Annotated in this window: 19 protein-coding genes; 9 read left to right on the top strand and 10 right to left on the bottom strand. The window is 71.9% G+C overall.

The annotated features are described in order from the left end of the window. Positions 1-94 precede the first annotated feature (94 nt). On the top strand, positions 95-613 hold the full coding sequence (locus HW566_RS08355) for an adenine phosphoribosyltransferase (protein ID WP_178012000.1): 519 nt from the start codon (positions 95-97) through the stop codon (positions 611-613). 51 nt (positions 614-664) lie between these two features. Here the strand turns inward: HW566_RS08355 and hpxO are convergent, their stop codons facing one another. The 6 genes from hpxO to uraD all read right to left on the bottom strand — a co-directional run bounded on the left by hpxO (position 665) and on the right by uraD (position 5,507). Then, on the bottom strand, positions 665-1,843 hold the full coding sequence (hpxO, locus tag HW566_RS08350) for an FAD-dependent urate hydroxylase HpxO (RefSeq protein WP_178011998.1): 1,179 nt from the start codon (positions 1,841-1,843) through the stop codon (positions 665-667). Further along, on the bottom strand, positions 1,840-2,643 hold the full coding sequence (locus HW566_RS08345; protein WP_178014811.1) for an ABC transporter ATP-binding protein: 804 nt from the start codon (positions 2,641-2,643) through the stop codon (positions 1,840-1,842). Before HW566_RS08345 ends, hpxO begins: the two co-directional genes overlap by 4 nt. 20 nt (positions 2,644-2,663) lie before the next feature. Then, positions 2,664-3,575: an ABC transporter permease gene (locus tag HW566_RS08340; RefSeq protein ID WP_178011997.1), complete on the bottom strand. Its 912-nt coding sequence runs from the start codon at positions 3,573-3,575 to the stop codon at positions 2,664-2,666. A 17-nt stretch (positions 3,576-3,592) separates the two neighbouring features. Then, the gene (locus tag HW566_RS08335; RefSeq protein ID WP_178011995.1) at positions 3,593-4,546 is read right to left on the bottom strand and encodes an ABC transporter substrate-binding protein; all 954 of its coding nucleotides are present in this window, start codon (positions 4,544-4,546) and stop codon (positions 3,593-3,595) included. A 134-nt stretch (positions 4,547-4,680) separates the two neighbouring features. Then, positions 4,681-5,001, bottom strand: coding sequence for a hydroxyisourate hydrolase (uraH, locus tag HW566_RS08330; protein WP_178011993.1), 321 nt, complete (start codon positions 4,999-5,001; stop codon positions 4,681-4,683). Further along, positions 4,998-5,507, bottom strand: a complete 510-nt coding sequence (gene uraD / locus HW566_RS08325; protein WP_178011991.1) for a 2-oxo-4-hydroxy-4-carboxy-5-ureidoimidazoline decarboxylase — start codon at positions 5,505-5,507, stop codon at positions 4,998-5,000. The genes uraH and uraD overlap by 4 nt, the downstream gene beginning before the upstream one ends. Before the next feature lie 52 nt (positions 5,508-5,559). On the opposite strand from uraD, the gene HW566_RS08320 reads away from it, so the two are divergent. Continuing rightward, positions 5,560-6,213: a helix-turn-helix domain-containing protein gene (locus tag HW566_RS08320; RefSeq protein WP_178011989.1), complete on the top strand. Its 654-nt coding sequence runs from the start codon at positions 5,560-5,562 to the stop codon at positions 6,211-6,213. A 38-nt stretch (positions 6,214-6,251) separates the two neighbouring features. On the opposite strand, the gene HW566_RS08315 is transcribed toward HW566_RS08320, so the two are convergent. After that, a complete protein-coding gene (locus HW566_RS08315) occupies positions 6,252-6,854 on the bottom strand; it encodes a helix-turn-helix domain-containing protein (RefSeq protein WP_178011987.1) in 603 nt (200 codons plus the stop codon). 149 nt (positions 6,855-7,003) lie between these two features. Here HW566_RS08315 and HW566_RS08310 point away from each other — a divergent pair, with 149 nt between their 5' ends. The 7 genes from HW566_RS08310 (at position 7,004) to HW566_RS08280 (ending at position 16,433) form a co-directional block, all read left to right on the top strand. Next, complete coding sequence (locus HW566_RS08310) at positions 7,004-8,563, top strand: NCS1 family nucleobase:cation symporter-1 (RefSeq protein ID WP_178011985.1); 1,560 nt, start codon at positions 7,004-7,006, stop codon at positions 8,561-8,563. Between the two features lie 35 nt (positions 8,564-8,598). Beyond that, entirely contained in the window at positions 8,599-9,279 is a 681-nt protein-coding gene (locus tag HW566_RS08305; protein WP_178009310.1) for an aspartate/glutamate racemase family protein, read from the top strand. Positions 9,280-9,377: 98 nt separating this feature from the next. After that, positions 9,378-10,778, top strand: coding sequence for an allantoinase AllB (gene allB, locus HW566_RS08300; protein WP_178011984.1), 1,401 nt, complete (start codon positions 9,378-9,380; stop codon positions 10,776-10,778). Further along, complete coding sequence (locus HW566_RS08295) at positions 10,775-12,418, top strand: AtzH-like domain-containing protein (protein WP_256728631.1); 1,644 nt, start codon at positions 10,775-10,777, stop codon at positions 12,416-12,418. The genes allB and HW566_RS08295 overlap by 4 nt, the downstream gene beginning before the upstream one ends. Beyond that, positions 12,415-13,653 carry a pyridoxal-phosphate-dependent aminotransferase family protein gene (locus HW566_RS08290; RefSeq protein ID WP_256728630.1) on the top strand — a complete coding sequence of 413 codons (1,239 nt, stop codon included), beginning with the start codon at positions 12,415-12,417 and terminating at the stop codon, positions 13,651-13,653. The genes HW566_RS08295 and HW566_RS08290 overlap by 4 nt, the downstream gene beginning before the upstream one ends. Positions 13,654-13,716: 63 nt before the next feature. Beyond that, positions 13,717-14,964, top strand: a complete 1,248-nt coding sequence (locus tag HW566_RS08285) for a Zn-dependent hydrolase (RefSeq protein WP_178014805.1) — start codon at positions 13,717-13,719, stop codon at positions 14,962-14,964. A gap of 89 nt (positions 14,965-15,053) precedes the next feature. Continuing rightward, on the top strand, positions 15,054-16,433 hold the full coding sequence (locus HW566_RS08280) for an amidohydrolase family protein (protein ID WP_178011982.1): 1,380 nt from the start codon (positions 15,054-15,056) through the stop codon (positions 16,431-16,433). A gap of 54 nt (positions 16,434-16,487) precedes the next feature. Here the strand turns inward: HW566_RS08280 and HW566_RS08275 are convergent, their stop codons facing one another. From HW566_RS08275 to HW566_RS08265, 3 genes are read right to left on the bottom strand one after another with little or no spacing between them, the layout of a single operon-like run. After that, entirely contained in the window at positions 16,488-17,291 is an 804-nt protein-coding gene (locus HW566_RS08275; protein ID WP_178011980.1) for an ABC transporter permease, read from the bottom strand. Continuing rightward, the gene (locus tag HW566_RS08270; RefSeq protein ID WP_178011978.1) at positions 17,288-18,094 is read right to left on the bottom strand and encodes an ABC transporter permease; all 807 of its coding nucleotides are present in this window, start codon (positions 18,092-18,094) and stop codon (positions 17,288-17,290) included. The genes HW566_RS08275 and HW566_RS08270 overlap by 4 nt, the downstream gene beginning before the upstream one ends. Continuing rightward, on the bottom strand, positions 18,094-18,915 hold the full coding sequence (locus tag HW566_RS08265) for an ABC transporter ATP-binding protein (RefSeq protein WP_178011976.1): 822 nt from the start codon (positions 18,913-18,915) through the stop codon (positions 18,094-18,096). The genes HW566_RS08270 and HW566_RS08265 overlap by 1 nt, the downstream gene beginning before the upstream one ends. Positions 18,916-18,937 lie beyond the last annotated feature (22 nt).

Here is an 18,937-nt window from a genome sequence, read left to right as displayed (position 1 = left end):
TGACACCCGCTGGGTCGAGGTGGCACGCGCGCCGGACGATCGGGCGGCGATCATGGCGGGATCGACACCATCAAGCGGCGTCTAGGGTGGTTCGGTGACCTCCGACCCCCTCGAGCACGCCGAGTCGCTCATCGCGCTCATCCCGGATTTCCCCGAGCCGGGAGTCCTCTTCCGCGACATCTCGCCGCTGCTCGCCGACGCGACGGCCCTGCGCACCGTGATCGACGCGATCGTCACGCCCTTCGCCCGCGAGTTCGACGTCGTCGCCGGCGTGGAGGCGCGCGGATTCCTCATCGCGGGGGCCGTGGCCGCCGCGAGCGGAGTCGGCATGGTGCCGATCCGCAAGGCCGGCAAGCTGCCGCGACCGGCGGCCTCCGTCTCGTACGACCTCGAGTACGGTCAGGCGACGATCGAGATGGCCGACGACCTGCCGCGCGGTACACGCGTGCTCCTGGTCGACGACGTGCTGGCCACCGGCGGCACCCTCCGTGCGGCGCAGCGGCTGCTCGAGGGACTCGGGCACCACACCATCGGGACCGCGGTGCTCATGGAGCTGTCGGATCTGGGTGGGCAGGACGTCTGCGGCCCGGTCCACACGGTCTTCCGCGTCTGAGCCGCCGCGGCTGCCGGGGGTGCCGCGGCTGCCTGCGGGCGCGCGACGCCGTCAGAGCACGCCGACGCCGAGGTTGATCGGGCTTCCGGTGATGTTGCCCACGATCCCGCGGAGGATCCCCGACCCGTCGGTGCCGTGCAGGCTCCGGTACCAGGCCTCGGTCACCGCCGGATCGTAACCGTGCGTCTCGGCGCCGCGGGCCCGCGCCCGCAGCACCAGCTCACCGGCGCGCTCGACCCGCGAGGCGGCGTAGCGCCGCAGGGTGTCCTCCACGGACACGGTGTCCGTGGCCACCGCGATCCCCAGAGCGAAGGCGTCTTCGAGCGCCGAGCACGCCCCCTGGCCGATGTCGGGCGCGGTGTTGTGCGCCGCATCGCCGAGGATCGCGACGCGGCCGCGGGTCCAGGTGTCGAAGGGGTCGATGTCCCAGATCTCGACGCGATTCAGCGATCGCTCGGCGTCGATCGCGTCGAGCAGAGCCTGCGTCCCCGGCGCCCAGTGCCCGAAGGCGTCGCGCAGCGCGTCCAGCGGGTCGCCGTCGGTGCCCGCGGGCCCGGGGATGTCGAACCAGAAGTAGAACCGCCCGTCGGCGACCGGCATCACCGCCGCGCGCTTGCCCTCGGCGACGTAGGTGGTCCACTGGTCGGCCGGACCGATGCGGGTGTCGATGGGCACCAGCCCGTTGTAGTTCGTGTACCCGGAGTACGTCCGCTCGATGGGTGGCGCGTCGGGGCCGGTGACGTAGTCGCGGGTGAACGAGCGCGCCCCGTCGGCGCCGATGAGCATGTCGGCCGTGTCGACCGTGCCGTCGGCGAAGGTGGCCGTGACGGTCGTCCCGTCCTCCGAGATGCCCACCAGCTGCATTCCCAGGCGGATGCGTTCGGCGCCGAGCCGGTCCATCAGCAGGGCCTGCAGGTCGGCGCGAGCGACGGGGTAGGCGCGCTGGCCGGTCTGCTGCTCGATCGGAGCGAGCGAGAACCGGCACAGCTCCTCGCCAGTCGGGCCGTCGCGGTAGGCCATGTGGTCCATCGCCCCGCCCAGCGCCGCGACCTCGGCGCCGACGCCGAGCCAGTTGAGCACCTTCACCCCGTTCGACCACAGCGACAGCGCCGCACCGACCGGGCGGTTCTCGCGCATACGGTCGTAGACGACCACCTCGTGCCCGAGGCGCTGCAGCGCGATCCCCGCGCTCGTCCCGCCGATCCCGGCGCCGATCACGATGATCTTCATACCGCCGCCGCCGGCTCGTGCACGAGGTCGGAGATCACGCGCTTGTACTCCGTGAAGGCGGGAGCGAGGATGTCGCGCTGCTCCGGCAGGTCGATCTCGACGATGCGGCTGATGTGCCCGGGAACGCCGTGCGAGGCGCCCCCGGTCATGACCACCACACGGTCGGCGAGGAACACCGCCTCCTCGATCGAGTGCGTGATGAACACGACGGTCGTCCGCGTCGCGAGGTGGATGCGTTTGAGCTCGGCCTGCAGGTCGGAGCGGGTGAGGGCGTCGAGGGCGCCGAACGGCTCGTCCATGAGCAGCACCCGCGGCTCGTTGGCGAGCACGCGGGCGATCGCGACGCGCTGCTGCATCCCGCCCGAGAGCTGGCCCGGGTACTTCTCGGCGAAGCGGGTGAGGCCGACGGCGGCCAGGAAGCGCTCGACCAGGTCGGCCACCCGGGCGCGGGGAAGCCGTCTCCGCCGGGGCCCGTAGGCGATGTTCTCGCGCACCGTGAGCCAGGGGAACAGTCCGTAGTCCTGGAACACCACGCCGCGATCGGGGCCGGGCTTCGTGACGGGTGCACCGCCGACGGTCACCGAGCCGTTGCTGGCCTCCTCGAAGCCGGCGAGGATGCGCAGCACGGTGCTCTTGCCGCAGCCGGAGGCCCCGACGATCGCGACGAACTCGCCCGAGGCGATGTTCAGGTCGACGCCGGCGACGGCCTGCGTGCCCGCCCATTCCGGTCCGTATCGCTTGCCGAGGTCGACGATCTCGACGGCGGCGGAGGCGTCGGGGGCGATGTCGGGTGAGAGCATCTCGGTCATGGTCGCTCCAGTCACTTGATGAGGGGTCGGCCACGGGTGGCCAGTCGGAACGCACCGACGAGGATGCGGTCGGAGAGGAAGCCGGCCGCGCCGATGGCGACCATCCCGACGACGACCATGTCGGTGCGCACGACGTCGCGGGCGAGGATGATCGCGGAGCCGAGCCCGACGTTCACCCCCACCGACTCGCCGAGCACGAGCACGACCCAGGCGATGCCGAGGCCGACCCGCAGGCCGTTGACGATGGCGGGAGCCGAGGCCGGCACGACGACCTGGGTCAGGATCTCCCAGCGTCGGGCGCCCAGCATGCGTCCCGCCTCGACGAGACGCGGCGGAACCTCCTTCGAACCGCTGATCGCACCGAGGACGATCGGGAAGAACGCCGACAGCGCGATGAGGAAGATCGTCGCCTGGTCGCCCCACCCGATCAGCAGCCCGACGAGCGGCACCCACGCGGTCGCGGGGATCGGCCGGAAGAGGTTGATGAACGGATCGAACAGTCCGTCCATCGTGTACGACCGGCCCATGACGATGCCGAGCGGGATCGCGATGGCCGCCGCGATCGCGAAGCCGACGAGCACGCGCAGCGCCGAGGTGCCCAGGTTGACCCAGAGGTCGCCCGAGAAGGCGTCGTCGTTCACGCCGCCGAACCCGTAGTCCCAGAGCGAGGCCACCACCTCGGACGGCGTCGGGAGGAACGCCATCCGGATGCCGACGAGCGGGATCTCCCACTCCTGGTCGCGGCCGATCTGCCACAGGACGACGAAGAGGAACGGCACCGGCAGACCGAGCAGGAACCGGTAGAGGGCCGCCCGCTGGTTGGGTCGGCGTGCCGGCGGGCGGCGCCGGACGGGGGCGCTCGTCGGCGCGACGGCGACGGCCGCTGCGTCGTCGGCGTGCCCGGACGGGACGGTGTCGGTCATGGTGCGTCTCCCCCGGGTCAGCCGGCGAAGCTCGTGTCGACGATCGAGTCGGCGGTCGGCGTCGCGGTGATCAGGCCGATCGAGGCCATGGCCTCGGCGAGGGCCTCGAGCTGACCGACGTACTCGTCCGACAGGTCCGACCGCAGCCAGAAGTTCTCGAGCGCCGAGGTGAAGACCTCCTCGTCGCCGCCGAACTCCTCGACCATGCCGGGCAGCCACTCCTCGATGTTGTCGGCCATGTACGCGGTCGTCGCGGCGTGGGTGTCGACGACGCGCTGCACGAGCTCGGGGTTCTCCTCGATCAGCTCGCCGGTGGTGACCAGGCCGATGTTCACGCGGCCGATGGCGGTGGAGTAGGGATCGACCACCTCGGTGCCGCCGTTCGCCTTGGCGATCGAGACGCCGATCTCGACGCCCATGAACGCGTCGATGTCGCCGGAGGCGAAGGCCGAGGCCATCTCGGGTACCGGGATGGGGGTGAGCTCGAAGTCGTCGGGGGTCATGCCCGCGTCCTCGATCAGCAGCCGCAGGGCGACCTCCTGAGCCGATCCCTGGACGATGCCGATCTGCGAGCCCTCGAGCTCGGCGAGCGAGGCCGCGCCGTTGCCGATGAAGCCGGATCCGCCGTCGGCGGCGCTCGCGACGATCCGCAGGTCGCGGTTCTGCGAGATCGACGAGATGGTCGGGGTGACGCCGGTGATCGCGAAGTCGATGCTGCCCGAGACGAGGGCGTCGGAGAGTGCCGGGGTGGTGTCGAGCGTCACGACCTCGAACTCGACGCCGTCGACGGCGTGGTCGGCGTAGAGGAACGGCTGGTAGAAGTGCGGCTGGCCGCGCAGGGTGCCGATCTTGACGGTCTCGACGTCGTCGCCGCCCGCGGCGCCGTCGCCGGCGGAGCTGCAGCCGGTGAGGACGAGGGCGGCGAGGGAGACGGCGGCCAGGAGGACGACGCGGGGTGAACGTGCGCGCATGGGGTTCCGATCGAAGGAGGGCGACGGTGCAGGGGACTGTCGTCATTCAACGGTTCGCGATCGCTCGCGACGTGAAGCCCGTGTAACGAACCTGTTAAGCCAGTACTTAACGTGCCGCGGTGGCTGCTTGCCGATCAGCTGCCGCGGTAGGTGGAGTAGCCGAACGGGCTCAGCAGCAGCGGCACGTGCACATGGGGCTCGTCGCCGACGGTGAAGCTGACGGTCGCGGACGGGTAGAAGGTCGCGGTGCCGGTCCGGGCGAAGTGCCCGCCGGTGTCGAACGTCAGCGAGTAGACGCCCGGCTCGAGTCGCTCGGGTCCGAGGGCGAGCCGTCCGTCGGTGTCGGTCGAGCCCGTCGCGATGACGCCTCCCCGGGCGTCGGCGAGCTCGATCCTCACCTCGACCGCGGGCGTGCCGGTCGAGGCGTCCAGCACGTGGGTGGTCAGGTGGGTCATGCCGGCGCCTCCTCGGTGACGGTCTGCGACAGGCGGAGCAGCGCGATCTCGGCGAGCTGGCCGAGGGCCTCGGCCGTCTCGCTGCGGTCGTCGTTGCCGAGGCGCCGCTCGAGCTCGGCCCGCATCTCGCCCGGGGTCCGGCCGGCCGCCCGGATGAGGAAGACGCGGTCGAATCGCTCCTCGTAGCGCCGGTTGCCCGCGGCGATCGCGGCGGTGTCGTCATCGGATGCCGACCGCATCGCGGCCTGCTCGGATCGCGACGCGTCGCCCTCGGCGCCCGGCTCGTCGACGCGGGCGCCGATGCGCGGATGATGCGCGAGCGCGGCGTCGAGGTCGTCGTCGTTCCAGTGGGCCGCCTCGGCGCGTGCCCGGGCGCTCAGCTCCGCGACGTCGCGATAGGGCCGCCCCGCGATCAGGGTCTCGACCCAGCGGGGGATGGGGGCCCAGACGGCGACGACGCGTCGGGCCTCGTCCGCGCTCAGGGCGTGGAACTCGTCGAGGTGCATGCGGGTCACGGTACTGTCACCGCGTTTCTCCCGCGTTACATATCATCGTGCCGTGGAACCGCAGCGCGCCGAGCCCGACCTTCCCGCGTCGATCGGGCGCCGCCTGCGGGCGCTGCGCACCCGGACGGGGCGTTCCCTGGCCTCGGTCGCTCAGGAGATGGGCATCTCGGCCAGCGCGCTGTCGCAGATCGAGACGGGCGCGATGCAGCCGTCGGTGCACCGGCTCGTCGAGCTCGTCGGGGTGCTGGGCGCTCCGGTGTCGGTCATCTTCGACGACCACGCCGTCGCAGCGGTCCCCGATCCCGATGCCCCCGGCGAGCTGAACGAGCCGGTGCCGGGTGTCTTCGTCGCCCGGGTCGGCGCCGAGACGACGGCGCGCCTCGGCGGCGGTGTCACCTACCGGCGGCTCACGCCCGTGCCCATCAGCGGTGTGGAGCACTTCGAGTCGACCTACCCGCCGGGCGCGAGCTCGAGCGTCGACGGGGGCCTCCTCGTGCACGTGGGCTACGAGAGCGGGCTCGTCGTGACGGGCACGCTCACCTTCGAGTTCGCCGACGGCGAGGTCGAGCTCGGCCCGGGCGAGTCGCTCTCGTTCGCGGCATCCCGACCGCACCGCGTCGCGAACCGCACCGACAGCGTCGCGGTCGCGACGTGGCTCACGGTCGTCGGGTCGACGGGGCCGGTCGACGGGCCGACCGGGCGCTGAGGCGTCGGCGCGTCGCACGCGACGGCACCCGACCGGGCTCACGCGGACGCATGCACGATCAGCCAGGTCGCGACGGCGATCTCGTCGCCGTCGTTGTGGATGCGGTGCGGCCGCGAGCACGGGTAGCTGATCGTGTCGCCGGGGCGCAGCACGACCCGCTCGTCGGTGAAATCGACGGTCAGCTCGCCCGAGAGCATGGTGCCCACCTCGTAGCCGTCGTGCCGGAAGAGGTCGGAGTCGCGGTGGGCCGACGATCCCGGCGGATAGGTCGACTGGAAGTAGTCGATGCCCGGGCTCGGTCCGGGAGACAGGCGGCGGAAGGTCACCCCGTCGCCGAGCTCGACCGTCGTCGCCTGGGCGGCGCGGACCAGTGAGAACCCGTCGATCTCCGCCGCGAGCGCCGCGGTCGGCGCGCCGTCACCGGTCTCGAACACGGCGGCGAGGGGCACGCCGAGGGCGTCGGTGATGGCGAGCAGCCGCGAGACGCTCGGCTGCAGCACACCGCGCTCGATCTGCGACACCGCGCTGGGGCTGATGCCCAGCGCGGCGGCGACGGCGCGCGCCGACATGCCTCGTTGCCGTCGCAGCTCTCGCAGCCGGGCGCCCACCTCTGTCCCGGTCCCCAGCGCGAGCTCTGACATGCCGCCGAGTCTAAACGGGCGGCGGCGGTGATCAGCCGCGGACGGGGTGAAGCTCCAACTTCACACCGTCGTTACATGGGCGAAACCCGGCGGGCCCGATTAACCCATAGCTTCACTTTCCAGATCCCCTCCTGGAAGGTTCCGACGCCATGACCGCTCCCCCGAACATCCTGCCCACCGCGACGACGGTTCCCGATCGGGGCTATGACCCCCGACTGTCGAACGAGGATCTCGCTCCGCTCCGCACGCAGAAGTGGACCTGGTACAACATCTTCGCCTTCTGGATGTCGGACGTGCACTCGGTCGGCGGGTACGTCACGGCCGGGTCGCTCTTCGCGCTCGGGATCGCGGCCTGGCAGGTCCTCGTGGCGCTCGTGATCGGCATCGTGATCGTGCAGGTCTTCGCGAACATGGTCGCCAAGCCCAGCCAGAAGACGGGTGTGCCGTACCCCGTGGTGAACCGCGCCATCTTCGGGGTGCGCGGCGCGAACATCCCCGCGATCATCCGGGGCATCATCGCGATCGCCTGGTACGGCGTGCAGACCTTCCTGGCGGCGCAGTCGCTGAACATCATCTTCCTGAAGTTCATCCCGGGCTCGGCCGCTCTTCTCGACGTGAGCTTCCTCGGGCTCTCGGCGCTCGGGTGGATCTCGTTCTCGATCCTCTGGGTCGCGCAGGTCGCGCTGTTCTGGAACGGCATGGAGGTCATCCGCCGCTTCATCGACTGGGCCGGTCCCGCCGTCTACGGCGTCATGATCGTGCTCGCGGTGTACCTCGTCAGCCAGGCCGGTTGGGAGAACATCGACCTGAACCTCTCCGACCCGGCAGCGGCGCCGCACGACCTGTGGGGCACCCTCGGTCTCATAGCCATGGCGGTCGGCATCGTGGTGGCCTACTTCGCCGGCCCGATGCTCAACTTCGGCGACTTCGCGCGGTACGGCCGCTCGTTCAGCCAGGTCAAGAAGGGCAATTTCTGGGGCCTCCCGGTGAACTTCCTGTTCTTCTCGATCCTGACGGTGCTCACCGCGGCGGCGACCGTGCCGGTCTTCGGCGAGCTGCTGCTCGATCCCATCCACACCGTCGAGGCGATCGACACGCCGTTCGCGATCCTGCTGGGCGGGCTGACGTTCGTCACCGCGACGGTCGGCATCAACATCGTCGCCAACTTCATCGCGCCGGCCTTCGACTTCTCCAACGTCGCGCCCCAGAAGATCTCGTGGCGCATGGGCGGGATGATCGCCGCCGTGGGGTCGGTGTTCCTCACGCCCTGGAACTGGTACTCCGACGCCACCGCCATCCATTACTCGCTCGGCATCCTCGCGGCCTTGATCGGCCCGCTGTTCGGTCTGCTGATCGCGGGGTACTACATCGCGGCGAAGCAGCGCATCCGAACCGACGACATGTTCACGATGAGCGAGACCGGGGCCTACTGGTACCGCAAGGGCTACAACCCGAACGCGACGAAGACGCTTCTCGTGGCCGGCATCCCCACGATCCTTCTGGCGATCCTGCCCAAGACGTTCGCCGACATGGGGCTGTTCGACGTCTCGTGGATCGGGAACTTCACCTGGTTCATCGGATGCGGCCTCGCGTTCGCCGCGTTCGTGCTCTTCGAGCGGCGGGACCGGCAGGTCCCGACGTTCGCGGGCGAGACCGAGGGCATCTCGGACGGCACCCTGCCCGAGTCCGCGCCGGAGACCGTCGCGTGAGGATCACGCTGATCAACCCCAATACCTCCCGGGCGATGACCGACAAGATCGCCGCCGCCGCGCGGGAGGTCGCCGGGCCCGGGGTCGACATCGTGGCGGTGCATCCCGTCGACGGGGCGGCCGCGATCGAGAGTCACCTCGACGAGATCGCCGCTGCGCGCTCGATCGTCGAGCTCATCGAGGACGACCTCGCCGCGGGCGGCAGCGACGCGTACGTCGTCGCCTGCTTCGGTGATCCCGGGCTCGACGCGGCGCGAGAGCTCGTGGATGTGCCGGTCATCGGCATCGCCGAGGCCGCGATGCACGTCGCGACCCTGTCCGGCCGTCGGTTCGCCGTGGTCACGACGCTCGGCCGGACCCTCGGCCGGGCACGCGATCTGCTCGCCCGGTACGGGATGACGTCGGCCTGCGCCTCGCTCGTCGCCTCCGGGATCCCCGTGCTCGACCTGGAGGACACCGGGTCGGACGCCTTCGAGCGCATCGCGGCTCTGTGCGCCGCCGAGGTGGCGGGCGGGGCCGACGTCATCGTGCTCGGCTGCGCCGGGATGGCCGACCTCTGCCACGCGCTGACGGAGCGGGTCGGCGTTCCCGTGGTGGACGGGGTCGGTGCCGCGGTCGGACTCGCCGCGGCGATGGCGCGGATGCGGGTGGGCACGAGCAAGCGCGAGGAGTACGCGCCTCCGCCGCGGCGTCACGAGAGCGTTACATCGGGGTAACCGTCGCGGCGGCGTCGCCCCGTAACGTGTTAACCCATAGCTTTAGACCGACAGTGAGCGTCGCGCACGCGCGGCATCCATCCGACCCGGGAGTCTCCGTGACCGCATCCCCTCCGCCGCCCGTCGTCGTCCGTGCTCGCCGAGTCTTCGACGGCGCGGCCTTCGCCCCGGCGGCCGTCGTGATCGAGGGGGGCCGCATCGCCGCCGTCCTGCCCGAGGACGCCGACGTCGACGCCGCCGAGGTGCGCATCCCCGACGACGCGGTGCTCCTGCCCGGCCTGGTCGACTCGCACGTCCACGTCAACGAACCCGGCCGCACCGAGTGGGAGGGCTTCGGCTCGGCGACGCGGGCCGCGGCCGCCGGCGGTGTCACGACGATCGTCGACATGCCGCTGAACTCGCTGCCCCCCACGACCACCGCCGAGGCGCTCGCCGTCAAGCGCGCCGCCGCCGAGGCATCCGCCCATGTCGACGTCGGCTTCTGGGGAGGGGCGGTGCCCGAGAACCTCGGCGCCCTCGCCCCGTTGCACGAGGCCGGCGTCTACGGGTTCAAGTGCTTCCTCGCGCCGTCGGGAGTCGACGAGTTCGGCCACCTCGACCGCGCTCAGCTGCGCCGCGCGATGCGAGAGATCACCGACCTCGGCTCGCGCCTGATCGTGCACGCCGAGGACCCCGAGCTGCTCGGGGCCGGCGGCGCCCTCGGCCGGGGCTACGACGCGTTCCTGGCGTCGCGGCCGGCCGCCAGCGAGGCGTCCGCGATCGAGGCGGTCATCGCCGCGGCCCGCGAGTTCGGGGGTCGGGCCCACATCCTGCACCTGAGCGACGCGCGCTCTCTCCCCGCCATCCGCGCAGCCCGCTCGGGCGGCGTCGACCTCACGGTCGAGACGTGCCCGCACTACCTCACGATCGTCGCCGAGGACATCCCCGACGGCGCATCCGAGTTCAAGTGCTGTCCGCCGATCCGCGAGGCCTCGAACCGCGACCTGCTCTGGGAGGGCATCGTCGACGGCACGATCGACGCGATCGTCAGCGACCACTCGCCCTCGACCGTCGACCTCAAGCGCGCGGGCGACGGCGACTTCGGGCTCGCGTGGGGCGGGATCTCGGGGCTGCAGGTCGGGCTGTCGGCCGTCTGGACCGAGGCGCGAGACCGGGGCATCCCGCTCGAGACGATCCTGCCGCTGTTCACGACGGGCCCCGCCGCCGTCGCGGGCCTCGACGCCGTCGGGCGCATCGCCGTGGGCGCTCCCGCGCACCTCGCCGTCTTCGCGCCCGACGACGTCGTCCGCGTCGACGCCCGCGAGTTGCGGCACCGCAACCCGATCTCGGCGTACGACGGCCGGGTGCTCACCGGTCGCGTGCGTCGCACCTGGCTCCGGGGTCGGGTCGTGTTCGAGATCGGCGCGGACGCCGGCGCCGCGGAGGCCGTCGGCGTTCCGGGTGGGCGGCTGCTCGCGCGGAGCGGCACCCTCGTCGCCGTCGGCGAGGACGCGTCGTGACCGACTCCGCCGCCACGTCGCCCGCCGACGGCATCCCGGGCGACGGCAGCCCGGCCGTCGACATGCCCGCCGATCTCGCGGCGGCGTTCGCCGACTACGAGCGCGCCATCGTCGAGAACGACCTCCCGGCGCTCGACGCCGCGTTCGCTCCCGGACCCGGCACGATGCGAGCGGATGCCGCGGGCCTGCTCGTCGGCCACGACGCGATCAGCGCCTTCCGCGGGGCACGCGGCGGGGTCGCGGCGCGAGAGATCGAGCGGGTCGAGTACCGGCCGCTCGCACCCGATGTCGCCCTGCTGATCGCGGTCTCGCGCTACGGCGCCGGCGGGACCGGCCTGCAGACCCAGCTCTGGCAGCGCATCGACGGGCGCTGGCTCATCACCGCCGCCCACGTGACCCCGCGCCCGCAGGCGTTCGACCGCTCGATCTGGCGCACGGTCGGCGACCCGCTCTACCAGGGCGCGTGGGACGGCCCGCTGGCCGGGCTGACCGTCGCCGTCAAGGACCTCTTCGCGATCCGCGGCTATCGCATCGGAGCCGGCAACCCGACCTTCCTCGACTCCGCCCGCGCCGAGACGACCACGGCGCCGGCTGTCGGTGACCTGCTGCGCGGTGGCGCGTCGCTGCGCGGCATCGCACGCACCGACGAATTCGCGTACTCCGTGGCCGGCGACAACGCCCACTACGGCACCCCGCCGAACGCCGCGCTGCCCGGCGCCCTCCCGGGCGGCTCGTCGAGCGGGCCGGCATCCGCCGTCGCGGCCGGGCACGCCGACGTCGCCCTCGCGACCGACACCGCCGGATCGGTGCGGGTGCCCGCCTCGTACCAGGGGCTCTGGGGCCTGCGGACGACGCACGGCCTCGTGCCGAGACAGGGGATGCTGCCCCTCGCGCAGAGCTTCGACACCGTCGGCTGGCTGACCCGCGACGGGGCGACGCTCGAGCGCGTCGCCGGATGGTGCCTCAGCTACACCGGGTCGGAGTCGACCGAGAGCGTGCTCGGCGAGTCGGGCGACGACCTGCCGACGCGCCTCCTCGTGCCCGACGAGATCGTCGGCGCCGCCGAGCCCGACACCCGTCGCGCGTTCGCGGACCTGCTCGACCGCCTCGCGTCCGCGGCGGTCTCGGTCGAGCACGTCGCGATCGGCGACCTCGACGAATACCTCGACGCGTTCCGCACCGTGCAGGGCGCCGAGGCCTGGCGCAACAACGGCGAGTGGCTCACGCAGCATCCCGATGCGACGGGAACCGCCGTCGCCGACCGCTTCCGCTCCGCCGCCGCCGTGACGCTCGACGACGAGAAGCGGGCGCGCGCCGCGCTCGCCCCCCTCGCCGACCGGCTGCGTGCCGTCCTCGAGCATGCGGTGCTGCTGCTGCCGACCGTTCCGGGAGCCGCACCGCCCCGCACCGCCGGCGGCGAGGCGCTCGACTCACTGCGACGTGACACACTGCGGATGACGACGCCCGCCGCCGTCGCCGGGCTCCCCGCGATCTCGGTGCCGCTGCTCACCGTGCCGTCGCCGCTGGGACCGGCGCCCGTCGGCGTCGGCCTCGTCTCGCGCGCCGGCACCGACCTCGCTCTCGTGCGGCTCGCGCGCCGCCTCTTCTCGCTCCTCGACCCCCGGATGGACACCCCATGACGAACCCGACCGTCCGGATTCCCGGACCCATCGACCCGCCCGCCCGTCTGCTCATGGGCCCCGGACCGATCTCGGCCTACCCCAGCGTGCTGACCGCGATGTCGGCGCCGCTCGTCGGCCAGTACGACCCGTTCATGACGCAGACGATGACCGAGACGCAGGAGCTCTACCGCGCCGTCTGGAACACGCGCAACGACGCCACGCTGCTCGTCGACGGCACCAGCCGCGCCGGCATCGAGGCGGCGATCATCTCGCTCGTCCGGCCCGGCGACCGGGTGCTCGTGCCCGTCTTCGGACGCTTCGGGCACCTGCTCGCCGAGATCGCGGAGCGCGCGCTCGCCGAGGTGCACACGATCGAGGCCGAGTGGGGACAGGTCTTCCCACCCACCGCGATCGAAGAGGCCGTGGTGCGGGTCAAGCCGACGCTCCTCGCGCTCGTGCAGGGCGACACCTCGACGACCATGAACCAGCCGCTCGACGAGATCGGCGCGATCTGCGCGAAGCACGGCGTGCTGTTCTACTCCGACGCGACCGCCTCGCTCGGCGGCAACGAGTTCGACGCCGACGACTGGGGGCTCGACGCCGCCACCGCCGGGCTGCAGAAATGCCTCGGCGGCCCCAGCGGGTCCGCCCCGATCACCCTCAGCGAGCGTGCCGTCGAGGTCGTGCGCTCTCGTGCGCGCATCGAAGCCGGCATCCGCGAGCCCGGCGACCCCGCTGCGACCGACTTCGTGCGGTCGAACTACTTCGACCTGGGCATGATCCTCGACTACTGGGGACCCCGCCGGCTCAACCATCACACCGAGGCGACATCGATGCTCTACGGCGCGCGCGAATGCGCGCGGGTGCTGCTCACCGAGGGTCGCGACGAGGTGATCGCACGCCACCGGCTCTCCGGCGCGGCGATGCTCGCCGGCGTGCGGGCGCTCGGCCTCACGGTCTTCGGCGACGTCGCGCACAAGATGAACAACGTCGTCGCCGTCGAGATCCCCGAGGGCGTGCCCGGCGACGAGGCGCGCGCCGCCCTGCTCGCCGACTTCGGCATCGAGATCGGCACCTCGTTCGGCCCGCTCCACGGACGGGTGTGGCGCATCGGCACGATGGGCTACAACGCCCGCCAGGACGCCGTGCTCACCACTCTCGCCGCCCTCGAGGCGGTGCTGCGTCGCTATGGCGTCGCGGTGCCGGTCGCGGGCGGCGTCGAGGCGGCGGCGGACGTCTACCGGGGGCGGTGAGCCGTGGCATCCGCTCTGCTCGCCGTGGCGCCCGAACGCATCGCCGATGCGGCACGACGGGTGATGTCGCGCTGCGACGACCTCGCGCGCATCAGCGCGGCCCCCGACCGCATCGAGCGCGTGTACCTCTCGCCCGAGCACGCGCGCGTCAACCGTCTCGCCGCCGAGTGGATGCGCGAGGTCGGCATGACCACGCGCCAGGACGCCGCCGGCAACCAGGTGGGCCGGCTCGACACCGGCGGCGACGACCCCGCGCTCATGATCGGGTCGCATCTCGACACGGTGTCGGACGCGGGACGGTACGACGGCATCGTCGGGGTCCTGATGGGGATCGAGGTCGTGCGGATGCTGCGCGAGCCCGCCGCCGACGACGGCTCGTCGTGGCGGTCGCCGCTGCCGTTCGCGCTCGAGGTCACCGCCTTCTGGGACGAGGAGGGCACGCGCTTCGGAAAGGCGCTGCTCGGGTCGTCGGCCGTCGGCGGCGTCTGGGACGGCGGATGGTGGGACCTCGCCGACGCCGACGGGACGACCCTGGCCCAGGCCTTCCGCGAGTTCGGGCTCGACCCCGGCCGGGTCGGCGAGGCGGCCCGCCGCCCGGACGAGCTCGTCGGATACCTCGAGGCGCACATCGAGCAGGGACCCGAGCTGCACCGGCGGGGCGAATCGCTGGCGGTGGTGTCGTCGATCGCGTCGGCCCGCCGGTTCCTGCTCACGGTCGAAGGCGAGGCCCGCCACGCGGGCGGCACTCCCTACGACATGCGCCGCGACGCCCTCCTCGGCGCTTCCGAGGCGGCGCTCGCGGTCGAGCGGATCTGCCGGGCCGAGCACCACATCATCGGGACGGTCGGGCAGTTCGAGGCGTTCCCCGGCGGGGTCAACATCGTGCCCGGCGAGGTGCAGTTCTCCCTCGACCTGCGCGGCGAGTTCGACGGTGAGCGCGACCGGGTCTGGCGACGGCTCACGAGCGAGCTCGACGAGATCATGGGCCGGCGGGGCCTGCGCTGGCAGCACCGCGAGATCCACAACGCCGCTGCCGTCGCGTGCGCGCCGCTGCTGCAGGACGTCGTCCGTGAGGGCATCCGTGCGACGGCCGACGTGACCGACGAGCCGCCCGCGATCTTCAGCCGTGCCGGGCACGACGGGATGGCCCTCGGCGGCCTCACCGACATCGGGATGCTGTTCCTCCGCAACCCCGACGGCATCAGCCACCACCCCGACGAGGATGTCACCGCCGCCGACGTCGCCCGCGGCATCCGGGCCCTCGCGGAGTCGGTCCTGCACCTCGCCGCGGACCGGCGCGCCACGGCCTGACACCTCGCGCGCGACCGCTTCCGGCGAGCCCGCGCGGGGCGCAATATCGCTGACCCGAGGGCGAAACATGGACTCGCTAGCGTGTCGGTATGCGCCTGCTCGTGACCCACGCCCGCCTCATCACGATGCCCGCCGGCACGGAGGATCCCGGCTACCTCGAAGAGGGCTGGATGCTCGTCGGCGATGACGGGCGCATCGCCGCCATCGGCGCCGGAGACCCGCCTGCGGGCACGACCGCCGATGAGACCCTCGATGCCGCCGGCTCGTTCGTCGCGCCCGGCTTCGTCTCGAGTCACTCCCACCTGTTCACGTCCGGCCTGCGCGGACTCGGCGTCGGCGAGACCCTCTACGGATGGTGCGACGCCATGCTCGGCACCACCGCGCACATGACCGCGGACGACGTGTACTGGTCAACCCTGCACGGAGCGCTCGACTTCCTCTCGAACGGCGTGACGACCGCCTACAACTTCACCGACCCGCAGCAGTCGTGGGAGTCGATGGTCGACGGCAAGCGCGTCGGCAACGCTCGTATGCGCGATCTGGAATATCACACGCGCCAGGCCGACGGAACGCGCGATGCCGGCATCCGCTTCGTCGACGCGATCGGCATGGATGTCACCGTCGGCTCCGACGACGACGTCTTCGCGCGCTTCGCCGCATCCGTCGCGCACACGCGATCGATGGACCCCGACTACGCGCTCGGGGCGTCGATCATGGGTCAGGTGCAGTGGTCGCCGCGCGAGGACGCGGCGTGGCTCGAGGTCGAGGCGATGCGCCGGTACGGCGTGACGAACCAGGCGCACTTCCTCGAATCGCCCGAGGCGGTGGAGCACCAGCGGTCGAAGTTCGCGCAGTACCGGGATGCCGGTGCACTCGGACTCGGACTCGTGTTCGGTCATTTCATCCAGACCACCCCCGAGATCATCGACGAGGCCGTGGCGGGCGGTGCGGCGATGTCGTGGCAACCGGCCTCGAACGGTCGCCTGGCGTCCGGCACGGCCCAGGTGCCCGAGATGCTCGCGAAGGGGATGCCGGTGGGCATCGGCCTCGACGACCAGGCCTGCACGGATGTCTCGGATCCCTGGCAGAACATGCGCATGGGCATCTATCAGCAGCGGGCGCGCCTGCAGGACCCGCTCGCGATGATGCCCGAGCAGGTGCTGCGGCTGCACACCCTCGGCGCGGCCGAGATCATGGGTGTCGCGGATCGGGTCGGCTCGCTCGAGGTGGGCAAGCTGGCCGACTTCGTGGTCGTCGATCCACGGCGGCCCGACGTCGGCCCGCTCTGGCACCCGGTGCGCAGCTACGTCCTCGCGATGAGCCCGCGCAACCTGTCGCGGGTGTACGTCGGCGGCGTCCTGGTCGACGATCGCGGGGCGTCGACCAATCCCCTGGCCGCCGAGGCGTCCGCACGCCTGCACGAGACCCTCGCCGAGGTCGCGCGCCGCCGCCCCACCCACCCCCACTGACCCCCTCCTGCGGCTGCAGCCTGGACCCCGGGAGCCGCGCCCGGCCGCCTGGGGTCAGGCGACCGAGGTCGTCATGCCCATGCGGGTCAGGACGAGCGTCTCGACGATCTGCACGAGGTTGTAGAGCACGAGCGTCAGCAGGGTGATGATGGCCACCGAGGCCCACAGGTCGTCGAAACGGGCGGTCGCGGTGAACTTCACGATCATGCCCCCGATGCCCTGACCCGTCGACAGCCACTCCGCCAGCAGCGCGCCGGTGACCGCTCCCGGCACCGAGACGCGCGCGGCGGCGAAGAGCGAGGGCAGCGCGCCCGGCACGCTCACCTTGCGCAGCTGGGCCAGTCGCCCGCCGCCGTAGACGTGCACGAGGTCGAGGCTCTCCTTCGACGCGCGGCTGAGTCCGAACAGGATCGAGGCGAGAGCGGGGAAGAGCACGACGATCGAGCCGATGACGGCGACGGATGCCGCGGTGCCGCGGCCCGTGATCAGGATGATCACCGGCGCGATGGCCACGAGCGGCACCGAGCGGAGCAGCAGCGCGAGCGGCATGACCCCCGCCTCGATCGCCTTCGACAGCGAGAACGCCACGGCGAGCAGGAGCGCGACGAGCATGCCGACCCCGAAGCCGAGAGCGGCGTCCTGCACGGTCTGGCCGATGAGCGGCCAGAGGTCCATGCGGTTCTCGGCGGCGTCATCGGCGGTGAACAGGAACTCCCACACCTCGGCGGGTCCCTTGGCGACGTAGGTCGAGATGCCCGTGAGGTTGACCACGGCCCACCACAGCGCGAGCACGATGAGCACGGTCGCGAGGGCGTTGATCAAGGAGCGGCCGAGCGAGCGGCGGATGGCGACGATCATGCGGCCGACCTCCCCGAGACCCACGGCGTCACGAGACGCGCGACGAGGCCGAGGGCCGCGTACCCGATGAGGGCGACGATGGCCGACAGCAGGAACACCGCCCACACGCGGGGCGAGTCGAGGTCGCCCTGCAGCTTGATGAGGGTGATGCCTACGCCCCGGTCGATGGCGCCCATGTACTCGCCGAGGATCGCCCCGAGGAAGGCGCTCGGCACCGCGATCTGCAGCGCGTTCAGGATGGCGGGGGCGGCGGCGATGAGGCGCACCTTGCGCAGCTGCGTCCACCGCGATCCGCCGTACACGCGCACGACGTCGAGCGACGCCTTGTCGGCGGCCTTGAACCCGAGGAGCGCCCCGACGACGGTGGTGAAGAAGACCGCGAGCGCCGCGAGGAAGATCGCGGTCGCGCTCGGGTCGCCGGCGCGCTTGGCCCCGCCGAGCACGACGATCGCGATGCCGCCGACGGCGACGACGGGCAGGCAGTAGCTGACGACGGCGATCTGGGTGACGACGACTTCGAGGCGGGGGAGGAGCAGCACCGTCGACGCGAGGAGGAGCGCGATGGCGTTGCCCCACGCGTAGCCGATCATCGCTTCGCCGATCGTGACCTGGAACACCGTCCAGTACGGCGCGAGACCGTCGCGGACGATGGTCTCGAACACGGTGAACGGCGAGGGGACGGGGGTGAAGGTCGTGCCCTCGGGCGGCGAGAACGCCGTGACCGACAGCAGCCACCAGGCGCCGATCAGCACGACGGCGCCGATGACGCCCGCGAGCCAGGTGGGCATTCCGGCGCGGCGCATCACGACTCCGCGTCGGCGCGGCCGTCGCTGCCGAACAGCAGCTCGGACGCGCGGTCGACCAGCGCGTGGAACTCGGGGGTCCGCATCATCTCGGGCGTGCGCGGGCGCGGCAGGTCGACGTCGATGATCTCCACCACGCGGCCGGGACGCGGCGACATGACCGCGACCTGGTCGGAGAGGAAGATCGCCTCGGAGATGCCGTGGGTGACCAGCAGCGTCGTCGCTGGCTTCTCGGTCCAGATGCGCAGCAGCTCGAGGTTGAGGTTCTGCCGCGTCATGTCGTCGAGCGCGCCGAACGGCTCGTCGAGCAGCAGCACCGACGGCTTGAGCGCCAGCGCACGCGCGATCGAGACGCGCTGCCGCATCCCGCCCGACAGCTGCGCAGGCTTCGCCTTCTCGAAGCCGGTGAGCCCGACGAGCGCGATGAGCTCATCGATGTAGGCCTTGTCGGGTGTGCGGCCAGCGATCTCGAAGGGCAGGCGGATGTTGGCCAGCACGCTGCGCCAGGGGAGCAGGGCGTGGTCCTGGAAGGCGATGCCCAGCTCGTGGTCGCGGCGCAGCTCGTGGGGTGTCTTGCCGTCGACGCGGACCTCGCCCGCGGTCGGGTTCTCGAGGTCGGCGAGGATCCGCAGGATGGTGGACTTGCCGCACCCCGAGGGGCCGAGCAGGGCGAGGAACGAGCCCTTGTCGGTGTGGAGGTGGGTGTCTTGCAGGGCCGTCACCGACCGGCCGCGGCCGGTGCTGAAGGTCTTGCTGAGGCCGTCGATCAGGATGCCGGTGCCGCGAGGGGCACCGGCATCCCGGGTGTCGTCGTGTGTCATGTGATGGAGGAAGCGTCCGAAC

Source organism: Microbacterium oleivorans (genome assembly GCF_013389665.1).
Classification (GTDB): Bacteria; Actinomycetota; Actinomycetes; order Actinomycetales; family Microbacteriaceae; genus Microbacterium; species Microbacterium oleivorans_C.
Note: the sequence above shows the minus strand (reverse complement) of the source record. Positions and strands in the feature narration are given on the sequence as shown.

Bases quoted from the DNA above. Each gene is read 5' to 3' on its own strand.
- HW566_RS08285 (WP_178014805.1), top strand. From the start codon at position 13,717: ATGTCGCGCTGCGACGACCTCGCGCGCATCAGCGCGGCCCCCGACCGC.
- HW566_RS08270 (WP_178011978.1), bottom strand. From the start codon at position 18,094: ATGCGCCGCGCCGGAATGCCCACCTGGCTCGCGGGCGTCATCGGCGCC.
- HW566_RS08265 (WP_178011976.1), bottom strand. From the start codon at position 18,915: ATGACACACGACGACACCCGGGATGCCGGTGCCCCTCGCGGCACCGGC.
- HW566_RS08340 (WP_178011997.1), bottom strand. From the start codon at position 3,575: ATGACCGACACCGTCCCGTCCGGGCACGCCGACGACGCAGCGGCCGTC.
- HW566_RS08315 (WP_178011987.1), bottom strand. From the start codon at position 6,854: ATGTCAGAGCTCGCGCTGGGGACCGGGACAGAGGTGGGCGCCCGGCTG.
- uraD (WP_178011991.1), bottom strand. From the start codon at position 5,507: ATGCACCTCGACGAGTTCCACGCCCTGAGCGCGGACGAGGCCCGACGC.
- HW566_RS08275 (WP_178011980.1), bottom strand. From the start codon at position 17,291: ATGATCGTCGCCATCCGCCGCTCGCTCGGCCGCTCCTTGATCAACGCC.
- uraH (WP_178011993.1), bottom strand. From the start codon at position 5,001: ATGACCCACCTGACCACCCACGTGCTGGACGCCTCGACCGGCACGCCC.
- HW566_RS08310 (WP_178011985.1), top strand. From the start codon at position 7,004: ATGACCGCTCCCCCGAACATCCTGCCCACCGCGACGACGGTTCCCGAT.
- HW566_RS08345 (WP_178014811.1), bottom strand. From the start codon at position 2,643: ATGCTCTCACCCGACATCGCCCCCGACGCCTCCGCCGCCGTCGAGATC.
- HW566_RS08290 (WP_256728630.1), top strand. From the start codon at position 12,415: ATGACGAACCCGACCGTCCGGATTCCCGGACCCATCGACCCGCCCGCC.
- HW566_RS08280 (WP_178011982.1), top strand. From the start codon at position 15,054: ATGCGCCTGCTCGTGACCCACGCCCGCCTCATCACGATGCCCGCCGGC.
- hpxO (WP_178011998.1), bottom strand. From the start codon at position 1,843: ATGAAGATCATCGTGATCGGCGCCGGGATCGGCGGGACGAGCGCGGGG.
- HW566_RS08335 (WP_178011995.1), bottom strand. From the start codon at position 4,546: ATGCGCGCACGTTCACCCCGCGTCGTCCTCCTGGCCGCCGTCTCCCTC.
- HW566_RS08305 (WP_178009310.1), top strand. From the start codon at position 8,599: ATGACCGACAAGATCGCCGCCGCCGCGCGGGAGGTCGCCGGGCCCGGG.